This is a genomic window from Rhizobacter sp. P5_C2 (assembly GCF_054049715.1).
On sequence record NZ_JBFULV010000083.1, the window covers coordinates 18,211 to 29,823 of the forward strand.

Below are 11,613 nucleotides of genomic sequence, written 5' to 3' on the forward strand. Positions count from 1 at the left end.
GGATGCCAGCGACTGTTTTGCCATGGGCAAGTGCGTTGCCTGCGGCGCCGCGGTGGGCGGTACCGTCGGCTTGGCCTGCAGACAGGCGCTATACGAGTGACCGCACCATCTTGGAAATCGATTCATGCCCCTTCGTCTTGATATCAACCACTTGTGCCTTGGCTTCGGCGACGACTCTCAGGGCTTTTATATCTACTTGTTGGACAACCGCATTCCTACCGACCCAACGTTTGTTGGAGGCGTTCGCTATGTGCGCCACGCGACGTACCTCGAGTGCAAGAACATGGTTTCCGATGGGTATGGGCCGGTTCTACTAATCCTTCTAGCGCAAGAGGCTCGCAGACTCGGTCTCCAAGGCGTCACTCCCGACGCCAAGAGGAACAGCGCAGAGGCGGTGAACTTGGTTGCGAAGATGTCAGCCAATCCTCCACCGGGCATCAACATCGTCACCGCGCCAATGCTGAAGCACGCGGACCCGCAACTCAATGTTCTCTGCCGTGTAACCCATGAGGTTGTTGACGAGGACAGGGCCCGGCGAAGGTTTGAAACGCATCAGGGAAAGGGCTGGAGAGGGTGGCTCTTTCGCTGGATGCATCCGGTGGAGGGCATGGCTAAGATGTGGTTGCAGCCAGACGATATCCGTCGGTTCATGAAGGCCGACTATCTAGGCCGAAGCGACGATGCCTTCCGTTGACCTGGACAGGTTCTTGTTGGCGTCGGCAGTTCATCAAACGTCAGTAGGTCGGTGCTTGCTGCCACCCTTTCACCGTGGCCCTGATAGCGTCTGAGGCGTCTTGGCGTTCAGGTGCCGGAGATCGGGTAGCGTTCCGCCGTGTACTGCGCAGGCCCCGCGACCGTTACCCGCCGCAGCGATGCGAATCATGTCGAAGGTCGCCGCTTTCGCGCTGCTCTGTAAGCGTCCAGCGAAGTCATGTTGATTTGCAAGGAGTGGCATAGGACGCTCGTGTCCGCTTAATGCTTGGTGGACACGATCCTTGTTGCCGCTCGCTTCAAGATGGGATGGCCGGAAGCATACCCAGAACGATCCTTTTGATGTCGCCAAGCCACGGCGGCGGCGCCCTCAACTCTCCAGCCTCTCCGCCGCCTTCAGCCATTGCAACAGACTCTCATGACTTGATTGCAGAAGCTGGTCCTGAAGTGCGATGACACGCCTCAGCATTTCCCCTCGGTCGGTGACCTCCTGCTCCTCAGCCTCACGGAACAGAGACGTCAGCAGACCAGGCAGTGCCTCCGGTCCATCATAGGAGAAGCCCTGCACACCGGAGAACTGAGCCAGGACTTCTGCGACCTCCAGAGCCTGGGCTGGGTCGGAGTCGGCTAGCCGGAAGCACCATTTCTCCAGGCCATGGAACCCTCCCTGATGCTTGATTTCATTGGCGCGCTCAAGCGCACGTTGCAAGAACGAGATAGGGATTGGTATTGCGGGACCGTCCTCGTCCTCTCGAAACAGTCGAGACATTCCAGAGAGCGCTTGGCTGGCGCCGACATCGTCGTCCATAGCGGCCATCAGGCCGACCATGCACGTATCGAATAGGTCAGCTCTTCGACTATTGGCAAACCACACCATACAAGCACCGCTCCAGGCACCTTCGTTGGCTAGTTGCTTCAACTCGGCACTCAGAACGGAGATATCGATCCGCCAAGACAGCGTAGCGAGGGCCGACAGACGTGCCCAAGACTTAAGCGCAGGAGCGGCACCGGTCGCCTTCATGGCATCAAGCATCGGCTTCACATCTTCGAAGCGCTCAGCACAGAAGTAGTAGATGCAGCGTTCGGCGCTCTTCCATATCCTGGCGTCGTCGCAATCGACGATGTTCTCCAGCAGTCTCCACCCCTCAGGGAACTTGGAGATGAAGTAGGCCAGTCGCCTAAGCACCATCGCCCTGACCGCCGGATGAGGGTCGACAGATAGTCGGACAAGAAGTGGCATGAGGATTGCGGGGAGAGCTAGGCCTTCTTCGAGGCGTTTCGTGCCAATGACCATCAAGCTATCGGCCAACTCTCCGCGCGCACAGTTCAGCCCGAGAGACTCAAGATCCGTTTCCGCCACCCTGACGCTAGCTGGGTCGTCGGCGTCCACTGACCCTACCGCCCAGAAAACCATACGAGTCGCAAGCTCATCGTCCTGCGCCAAGCAATGAGCGCAACCCTGGAGTGCCGCCATGCCAACGCGAGTACCGCGCCAGCGGAACTCATGCCGCTCCAACTCTTGTAGCACTTGGAGCGCGAGTTGGTCTGTATCGGTGTCCTCGGTAGGAATTGAGTCCTGTTGCTGCTGCAAATTTCCCCGCACCTGCTGCAAATATCTCGCGACACCCTCAAAGATTGCCGCTTGATAGCGAGCATCGAGCTCGCCCCAGTCGTTGGTCAGAAGGGCCATGAAGCGAGCTGGCTGCTTCGTAGCCGCTGTTTGGACTTGACCGACTAGGGCAGAGAGTCCGCCGGTCAGGTCGTAGCCAATTCGATTCCATCCGAGTTCCTGCGCTCCACGCAGAAGCAACAGAAACGCGCGGTCACTCAGCACCATTAGCTCCACAGCGAGCAGTGGCGGCTTGACCCACCCGCTCCAACTGCGAATCTTCGGACTTCGATTCGGTGGACCCAGTTCGTTCCCTAAACGGGCCAATGCTCGAACAACCTCTTCCGACCTGAGGGGCGCTGGAATGGAGTCGAGCAGATCGAACTTCTCCCTCTTCACATACTCTTTGTCTGCATCGCCGTACCGCTCGATGCGTCTGCAGATACCTAACTCAACGCTCTCCGCCACATCGGGCACCATGTAGGCACTAGCCCGAATCAAGCTCCCGAGCTCAAAGGAATCGAAGTCAAAGTAGAGGTCTGTTCGCGTGAGAACTGCTCTTGCTATCGCCTCATTTCCCTGGGGATGCCTGATCAAAGCGACGGCTCCCATGTACCTCAAGCCGCCACACGGATTGAGGCAGATATGCATGCCATTGCGCCGCCACCAATCGCTTCTGCTCGCGGCATGGTGCAAGATGGCGAACTCGACGGCGCTGACGAAGATATTCCCGCTGGAGCGATGCCGCAGGTCATCAACTGAACGAGGCTCTTCGTACGATGTGTGCTCAAGGAACTCTTGATTCCAAGATATCGGCTCGCCTTGAGGATGAGTCTTGTCGCGACTCAGCACATGCGACCAGCGCTCCAATGCTTCCACGCCTTGATCCAGCAGCCACTCGGACCGCTTGAAACAGCCAAGAAGAAATTCGTTCTTCTCGAACGAATTTTCAATCCTTATCGCCGTATCGAACTTGTACGCTCGAATCGCGTCGTCGGTCACATCCTGGGTGAGATAGTTCCACAGTACTTCGTCACCACTCCCCGTCGCCGAGATGACCTTCTCCAAGGCATGACCAACAAAGTCGTACGTCTCAAACGGCAAACGACAAAGTGCATCGAGCAGAGGCAACAGCCTCCACCAATTGCGCGGCTGTGCCCCGTGGAGTTGCAGACCAATGAGGCGCCGTCGTGCATTCGCGTCAAACCAGTCCGAGCGAGCCGCTTTCTCCCAAAAGGTAATAACCGCGTCCTCTTCCTCCTGTAGCCAAGCACCTACTCGCCGAATGTGAATCTGCAGCCAGTCCACGTTGCGCTCCGCTTCCCAGATTGGGACCAAGTGGCCGTGCAGAAAGTGGAACCACTTGACACTTCGCACCGAGGAATAGAGCGCCCGGAACAAGTGGTCATGGCTCCTGTAGAGGTAGCGGACAAGATTCCAGTCCTCCTCTTCAGGCTCGACTTCTGAAAATGACTCCGCGAGAAGGCGCTTCAGATGAAAGGCGACCTCCGAATCAAACGCCGCCCTCATCTGTATTCGAAAGTCCTTCACATCGGAACTTCGGAGATGAGAGAAGAACGCTCGCACCGCTGGCCGCACAAAGGGCACCGCTGGCAGTGCTCTGATGAACTCGGCGAGAGATAGTCCTCTCCGCCTCGCACCCCTGACAGCCAAGGCATCCGGGAGCGTCTGGTGGCCGAAGCCGCACCATCCGGCACGTCCGGAAAAAAGAACTCGGGCACTCAAGAGCGCCTGCACGGTCTCGTCACCTAGCTTGATGCTTCGGCGGTCCACATCCAACCGCCGCTTCATCAGCATGGTGGTTGCAATGGCCTCAATGCCTTCCATGGCTGAGTCGCCGAGACGCTCTTCCGAAAGCACCACAGCATCCAAGTAGTGCTCAGTCAGGTCTTGCGCGCTGACCGCATTGCTTCTGCCTCCGCGCTCAACAACCTCCCGATAGAGGGCCAAGTTTCTAGGATTTGGAAGCAAACCCCTCGTGTTCGCATCGAGGCGGTCGCAGTCTATGCCCCACCCCTCGAGTGTCGGCCTGACAGCACTATCCCAGTCGAGCAAGCCAACCTCGACCTTCGCGGCCCACTTCCGCGACTTCAGCTTGTGGTTGTACTGAAGGTCAAAGCTCCGACATGCCGCAACGATGGTTATGTCTGGCACCAGGGCCAACCGGTCGACTAGGGCCAGGAAAAACTTCAGGCTCTCGGTTTCGCGAGCCAGAGAAAGTACATCCAAAGAGTCAATGACAACCACGACTCGCTTGTGCTCCGAGGCTCCGGACACTAGGGAAAACAAGTCCTTCGGGAACCCCAACTCGACTCGGCCGTGCAGGCTGCCTGATTCTGCGAACTCACGGGCCTGAACAAAGACCGGAACGATATCCGCACGCTTCTCAAGTTCGTCGAGAAGCGACAGCAAAACACAGGTTTTCCCAGCGCCTGGTCCATCAGTAAGCAGAACCGTGGTCGCCTTTCCGTCAATGCAGTTCAACAGCTTTGACACGGCCTCACGGTCAAAGTGCAGCCCTCCGATGTCTCGCGGCCATTGCCGACCAATTGACGAAAGCGCGCAAAGTTCCCTTTCGATGTCTACCAGCGCTTTAGACGCACCTAGCGCACAACCAGAGGCGCCCAGCAGCGCAATCAAGTCACTCTTCCTGAAGCGAGACTTCGCGGGCATGGTCGCACCGTCGCCCACCTTGCCAGCGGCCTCGTCAAAACATCGCCACAAGGCATTGAATGCATCAGGCTCGCGGGTCACTATGGCTCGCAGCAAAACGCGAGCCTCTTCTCGGACATCCTCGATTTCACGAGTGGGAGTGAAGCGGACTCGCTGCAAGAAATGAAACGCCGTCGGAGCGTTGGCCACGTTTGCCAGCAGGTCTACAAGGCTCTGATAGGTGGACTGGAGTTCCTTACCAACATTCAGTAGGAAGGCCCCCTCGTTGCCTGTTTCGGAGGCCTTCTCCCGGAGCTTCGCCAAAGAACCAAAGTCGCCACGGCTATAGAACCGAACTGTCGCACTTGGTTCGACAGCCACCAGTTTGGCTGCTTTCACCAACTCATCTGCCAAATCAGTGACGGTCCAGTTTTTAAAGTCCGCTTGGTTCTTCTTGCATTGAATGCATTCCATGCGGCCGTCTTGATAACCGACCACGACGTCGTCAACCGAGATTGGCGTGCCATCCGCCATGAGCATGGTGGAATCCAGTTCCAGCCATGCCCTATTGGGGTCGCTCAGTACAAGTACCGCTTCGCGGAGCGCCACCACCACTTGGTAGAGGTCTCCTCGGTTGGATCTAGTGCCGGCAACGCTCATTTTTTTGCGCCTCCCCAATGCCACTACCGTCGCATGCGGGTCGGTGCACGGTTCTGCTCACGGCAGTCTAGCGCCGTGGCAAAGGCGGGCTTCGGCTTGGCCCGACAGCAGGCGTGCAGCCGCGCACCAAAGAACTCGAACGCGAGGCACGCGCGACCAACGCGGTTCTCAAGCCAAGGCGGATCTCGATCCCATCTCCAGGGGAATTCCCCAAGAAGGAGAGGGGGCCGTTGGCAACAGAGAACCCTGCTTCTCTTAGAACGGAATGTCGTCGTCCATGTCGTCGAAGCCGGTCGACGACTTCGCGGCCGGCTTGGTGGCGGCCGGGCGCGAGGCCGGTACGGGGCGCTCGGCCCGCTCGGTGCGTTCCAGCCGATCGCCGCCACCACCACCACCGCCGCCCGAGGCGCCACGGCTGTAGCCGCCGCCACCGCCGCCTTCTTCACCGCCGCCGTCACGCCCGCCGAGCAGCTGCATGTTGTCGGCAATGATCTCGGTGGTGTATTTCTCGGCGCCGTCCTTGTCCTGCCACTTGCGGGTCTTCAGGCGGCCTTCGACGTAGCACGAGCGGCCCTTCTTCAGGTACTCGCCGGCGATCTCGGCCAGGCGGTCGTAGAACACCACGCGGTGCCATTCGGTTTCTTCCATCTTCTCGCCGGAGGTCTTGTCCTTCCAGTTGCGCGAGGTGGCGATGGTCACGTTGCAGATCGCGGCGCCGTTGGCGGAGTAGCGCACTTCGGGGTCACGGCCCAGGTTGCCGATGAGGATGACTTTGTTGATCGAGGCCATGGAAAGCGGCTCCTGAAAAGTAGAACGGGGAAATTGCGGGGGGATGCCGGATTATGAGGCTGCGGACCCGACCACCCGGCCGGCCGGCCACCCACCCGGGGATGCATCTCGTCACGCCCGGGCAATGAAACTTCACACGGCCCGGGGTCAACGACGGCCGCCGGCTCCCGTTGTCGTCTGCAGGGTCGCGCCACTCTCGAATTCAGATCAACCCGAACCGGAGTCCACCATGAAGTTCACCCTCCTGATCAGCTCGATGATGCTGGCCGCCAGCGCCGGCGCCTTCGCCCAATCCACCACCGCCGGCAGCGTCCAGCGCGACGTGAACCAGCAGGAACGCATCCAGCAAGGCCTGCAGAGCGGCCAGCTCAGCACCAAGGAGGCCGGCAAGCTCGAACGCGAAGAGAGCAAGGTCGACCACCAGCAGGCACAGGCGCTGAAGGACGGCAAGCTGTCCACCGACGAGAAGCTGCGCCTGAACGCCGCGCAGAACAAGGTCAGCAGCGACATCGCCGCGGCCAAGCGCAACAACGTGAAGGGCAACCCGACCTCGGCCTCGTCCGAGCGCATGCAGGCCGACGTGCAGCGCAACATCAACCAGCAGAAGCGGGTCGAGGCCGGCGTGCAGAACGGCTCGCTGACGAACCACGAGGTGTCGAAGCTCGAACGCGGCCAGGCGCACGTCGACCGCAAGGAAGCGTCCGCCGCCCGTGACGGCCACGTCGGTGCCGCCGAGGAGCGCGGCATCCAGCGCAGCGAGAACCGCCAGAGCCGCAAGATCCACCGCCAGAAGACCGACGCGCAGGACCGCAAGGGCTGATCAGGGCTCCCCGTCCCAGTACTCCAGATCCGTCTCGGCCCGGTGCATCCGCGCGAAGCCGAACGGATCGCCCTCCTTCGTCGCCGACGCCAGGTACTTGCCCGAATCGGGGTACTCCACCACCTCCGGGCTGTCCTTCGTGCTGATCGACAGGTACTTCAGCGGCGCCTCCGAGGTGTTGATGATCTGGTGCGGGTATTCCGGCCCCGGCGGGATGAAGACCACGTCGCCGGCCGCGATCGCCAGGTGCTCGCCGGCCACGCGCAGCGTGCCCTCGCCTTCGAGCACGACGAACATCTCCTCCTGCGCATAGTGGAAGTGGTACGGACAGCCGCGCTTGCCCGGCGGCAGCACGTCGACGCTCGCGCCCAGCTTGAGCGCGGCGGTGCCGCGGGCCAGGCGCGCGCCGGTCGCGTCGTACAGCGGCTCGCGCGTTTCGCGCACCCGCGGCACGGTATCGAAGTTGCGGATCAACAGCTGGCGCAGCTGCTCGGCGCGCGGCGTGTGGATGTCGGTCATCGGCAGTCTCCTGGTGAAGGCGCAAGGGTGCCAGAAACCCGTGAAGAGCGCCCCGAGTAACATCGCGGCCTCGCCCCCCGCCCTCCCTCCCCGCCTGTGACCCCCGAAGCCTCCACCGCACCGCTGCAGATCCTGCAGGAGGTGTTCGGCTACACCGCGTTCCGCGGCGCCCAGGAATCCATCGTCGACCACGTCAACGGCGACGGCGATGCGCTGGTGCTGATGCCCACCGGCGGCGGCAAGAGCCTGTGCTACCAGGTGCCGGCGATCGCCCGGCACCGCGCCGGCCGCGGCGTGGCCCTGGTCGTGAGCCCGCTGATCGCGCTGATGCACGACCAGGTCGGCGCGCTCGAAGAAGCCGGCGTGCACGCCTCGTTCCTGAACTCCACGCTGACGCTGGACGAGACCCAGAAGATCGAGCGCGAGATGATGAGCGGCCGCCTCGTGATGCTGTACGCCGCGCCCGAGCGCATCACGACGCCGCGCTTCCTCGCGCAGCTCGATTCGCTGCACGAGCGCGGGCTGCTGAGCCTGTTCGCGATCGACGAGGCGCATTGCGTGAGCCAGTGGGGTCACGACTTCCGCGAGGACTACCTCTCGCTGAACGTGCTGCACGAGCGCTACCCGGGCGTGCCGCGCATCGCGCTCACCGCCACCGCCGACGACCTGACCCGCGCCGACATCATCGAGCGGCTGCAGCTGCAGCAGGCGCGCGTCTTCATCAGCAGCTTCGACCGGCCGAACATCCGCTACGGCATCGTCGAGAAGGACAACGCCCGCGCCCAGCTGCTGCGCTTCGTCACCGACGAGCACGAGGGCGATGCCGGCGTCGTCTACTGCCAGTCGCGCAAGAAGGTCGACGAGACCGCCGACTGGCTGAAGACCGAGGGCATCAACGCGCTGCCGTACCACGCCGGCATGGACGCCGACGTGCGCAAGCGCCACCAGGACCGCTTCCTGCGCGAGGACGGCGTCGTGATGGTGGCGACCGTCGCGTTCGGCATGGGCATCGACAAGCCCGACGTGCGCTTCGTCGCCCACCTCGACCTGCCGAAGAACATCGAGGGCTACTACCAGGAGACCGGCCGCGCCGGCCGCGACGGGCTGCCCGCCGACGCCTGGATGGCCTACGGGCTGGCCGACGTGGTGAACCAGCGCCGCATGATCGACGAGAGCCCGGCCGGCGAGGAGTTCAAGCGCGGCCAGCGCACCAAGCTCGACGCGCTGCTGGCGCTGGCCGAGGCGCACGACTGCCGCCGCGTGCGGCTGCTCGCCTACTTCGGCGAGGCCAGCGAGCCCTGCGGCAACTGCGACAACTGCCTGCACCCGCCCGCCACCTGGGATGCGACCGAGCCGTCGCGCAAGGCGCTCAGTTGCATCTACCGCTTCCACCAGAACAACGGCCAGCGCTTCGGTGCCGGCCACCTGATCGACGTGCTGCGCGGCAAGACCACCGACAAGGTGACGCAGTACCGCCACCAGTCGCTGTCGACCTTCGGGATCGGCGCGGACCTGAGCGAGGTGCAGTGGCGCACGGTGCTGCGCCAGCTGATCGCGCTCGGCCACCTGCGCACCGAAGGCGAATACAACACGCTGGAGCTGACCGCGAGCGCGCGCGAGGTGCTGCGCGGCGAGGTGACGCTGCTGCTGCGCGAGGCGAGCGAGACGCCGAAGGCGCGGCGCGGCAGCACCAAGGGCAAGACCGGCAAGACGGCGGGCGCGCGCGACAAGCCGCCGCCGGTGCCGCTGGACGACGACGGGCTGCTGCGCTTCGCCGCGCTGAAGGCCTGGCGCGCCGAGGTGGCGCGCGAGCACGGGCTGCCGGCCTACGTGATCTTCCACGACGCGACGCTCGCCGAGATGGCGCGCGCGCAGCCGTCGTCGCTCGACGACCTGGGGCACATCAGCGGCGTCGGCGCGAAGAAGCTGGAGGCGTACGGCAGCGAGATCCTGCGGGTGCTGGGCGAATGAGCCAGCGCAGCCCCGAGACCCTGCCGTACGGGCTGGGCGCGGCGATCCTGACCGTGCTGGCCTTCGTGCTGATCGAGATGCTGATCGGCGGCGTGCTGGCGGACCTGCAGGACACGCTGGCCCTCAGCGACGCGCAGCTCGGCGAGCTGGCGCGCGTGCTGGCCACCGGCGTCGTCGTGTCGACGCTGCTCGCCTGGCGCGGGCTCACGCATGCGCAGCTGCTGCACGACGCGCCCTCGCCGCCGCTGCGCACGCTGGTCGTCACCGCCGCGCCGCTGCTCGCGCTGCTGCCGCTGCTGTGGTCGGTGAACGGCTGGATGGACTGGCTGCTGCAGGCGCTGCTGCCGCTGTCGGCCTGGGAGGCGGAGTGGTTCGCGCATGCGGTCGACGGCACGTTCGCGGCGACGCTGTCGGCCTGCGTGCTGGCGCCGGTGCTCGAGGAGATGCTGTTCCGCGGCCTGCTGCTGCGCGGGCTGCTGCTGCGCTACCCGCCGGCCACCGCGATCGTGCATTCGGCCGCGCTGTTCGGCCTGGCGCACTTCAACGTCTACCAGTTCTTCGTCGGTTTCAGCACCGGCCTGGTGCTCGGCCTCGCGTACCAGCGCACGCGCTCGCTGTGGCCGTGCGTGCTGCTGCATGCGGCGTTCAACGGCGGCGTGCTGTGGATGGCCAGCAGCGACGGCCAGGGGCTGTCCGAGGTGATCGGGCACCCGCTCGGGCTGCCGCTGTCGGCGGCGCTGTTCGTGTGGGGCCTGCGCCGGCTGCTGCGCCTGCCCTCGAAGGCCTGAGACTCAGGGCTCCGCCGATTGCCCCGCCACCAGCACCGGCGGCAACCACAGCTCGATCACGCCGGGGCGCGGCACCGCCGAACGCCGCCGCTCGCGGATCCACACGCCGTCGATGCGCGTCGGCGTGACCCACGGCTCGCCGATGAAGCGCGACAGCGCGAGCGCGCATTCGCGGCCGCCCGGGTCGTGCAGCACGAAGGTCGGCACCGGCCACGGCACCGGGCGGCGCTGCTGGCGCAGCTCGGCATTGCGCGCCGCGTTGTCGATCGGCGCCACCTGCACCAGCACGTCGGCCTGCTGCTGGATCGCCTGGCGCAGCGCGCTCGCGGCTTCGCGCGAGGCCTCGTCGTAGATCTCGATGTACAGCGTGCTGCGCTCGTCGCCCTGCCGGCAGGCACCCAGGTTCGCCTTCTCGGGCGAGTTCAGCGGCGACTCCACCGGCGCCGCCGCGACCGGCGGCATCGGGGCCGGCAGCTCGACATGCGCCGCACTCGCGAGCTGCGACGCGCGCCCCGTCAGCGCGAGCCAGATGCGCCGTGCCGCCACCGCCTGCTCGTCGGGCGAGGTGCCGGGGTGCCAGTAGCTGAACGCGGTGTTCTCGGTCGGTGGCTTCTGCACCACCGCGCACAGGTCGTTGCGCAGGCGCTGGCTGGCGGCCACGCAGTCGGCGCTCGGATCGGCATCCTTGCGGCATTCGTCGGCGATGCGGCCGGCCAGCCGCTCGACGCCGGCGCGCTCCAGCGGGCGCATCGCCGGGCTGCCGCGCAGGTCGAACAGCAGCGAGGCCTGCGTCACCACATGCTCTGCAACCTTCGGGCAGCGGCCGTTGAAATCCTGCAGCGCCTTCGACACCTCGGTGAACAGCACGCGCGCCTCGGTCTGCTGGTCGGTGCGGTTGCGCTGCAGCTGCTCCTGCACCTGCCACATCGACAGCAGCAAGGTGCCTGACGCACCGACCCCGAGCGTCGTCGTCAGCGCGGTGGCCTTGGCGGTGCGCCGCCACAGCGGCTCGGCCTTCGAACCGGCGGCCGCCTCGTCATCGGCGCTGCGCAGGCGCGCGGCCACGCGCAGCC

General features: G+C 64.2%; 8 protein-coding genes. 4 read left to right on the forward strand and 4 right to left on the reverse strand.

Going from position 1 to position 11,613, the window contains the following annotated elements; translation table 11 throughout:
- Nucleotides 1-124: 124 nt before the first annotated feature.
- Nucleotides 125-694, forward strand: a complete 570-nt coding sequence (locus tag ACXJLU_RS24905) for a hypothetical protein (protein ID WP_457335607.1) — start codon at nucleotides 125-127, stop codon at nucleotides 692-694.
- A 387-nt stretch (nucleotides 695-1,081) separates the two neighbouring features.
- On the opposite strand, the gene ACXJLU_RS24910 is transcribed toward ACXJLU_RS24905, so the two are convergent.
- Together ACXJLU_RS24910 and ssb are read right to left on the reverse strand one after the other, a co-directional pair.
- Nucleotides 1,082-5,653 carry a hypothetical protein gene (locus ACXJLU_RS24910; RefSeq protein ID WP_457335609.1) on the reverse strand — a complete coding sequence of 1,524 codons (4,572 nt, stop codon included), beginning with the start codon at nucleotides 5,651-5,653 and terminating at the stop codon, nucleotides 1,082-1,084.
- 255 nt (nucleotides 5,654-5,908) lie between these two features.
- Nucleotides 5,909-6,442, reverse strand: coding sequence for a single-stranded DNA-binding protein (gene ssb, locus ACXJLU_RS24915; protein WP_457335611.1), 534 nt, complete (start codon nucleotides 6,440-6,442; stop codon nucleotides 5,909-5,911).
- A gap of 229 nt (nucleotides 6,443-6,671) precedes the next feature.
- Between ssb and ACXJLU_RS24920 the strand changes: the two genes are divergently transcribed.
- Entirely contained in the window at nucleotides 6,672-7,262 is a 591-nt protein-coding gene (locus tag ACXJLU_RS24920) for a hypothetical protein (RefSeq protein ID WP_457335613.1), read from the forward strand.
- On the opposite strand, the gene ACXJLU_RS24925 is transcribed toward ACXJLU_RS24920, so the two are convergent.
- Nucleotides 7,263-7,781, reverse strand: a complete 519-nt coding sequence (locus ACXJLU_RS24925; protein ID WP_457335615.1) for a cupin domain-containing protein — start codon at nucleotides 7,779-7,781, stop codon at nucleotides 7,263-7,265.
- A gap of 96 nt (nucleotides 7,782-7,877) precedes the next feature.
- Here ACXJLU_RS24925 and recQ point away from each other — a divergent pair, with 96 nt between their 5' ends.
- Nucleotides 7,878-9,752: a DNA helicase RecQ gene (gene recQ / locus ACXJLU_RS24930; protein ID WP_457335617.1), complete on the forward strand. Its 1,875-nt coding sequence runs from the start codon at nucleotides 7,878-7,880 to the stop codon at nucleotides 9,750-9,752.
- The gene (locus tag ACXJLU_RS24935) at nucleotides 9,749-10,540 is read left to right on the forward strand and encodes a CPBP family intramembrane glutamic endopeptidase (RefSeq protein WP_457335619.1); all 792 of its coding nucleotides are present in this window, start codon (nucleotides 9,749-9,751) and stop codon (nucleotides 10,538-10,540) included. The genes recQ and ACXJLU_RS24935 overlap by 4 nt, the downstream gene beginning before the upstream one ends.
- A 3-nt stretch (nucleotides 10,541-10,543) precedes the next feature.
- On the opposite strand, the gene ACXJLU_RS24940 is transcribed toward ACXJLU_RS24935, so the two are convergent.
- A partial coding sequence (locus ACXJLU_RS24940) for a hypothetical protein (RefSeq protein WP_457335621.1) occupies nucleotides 10,544-11,613 on the reverse strand: 1,070 nt, incomplete at its 5' end.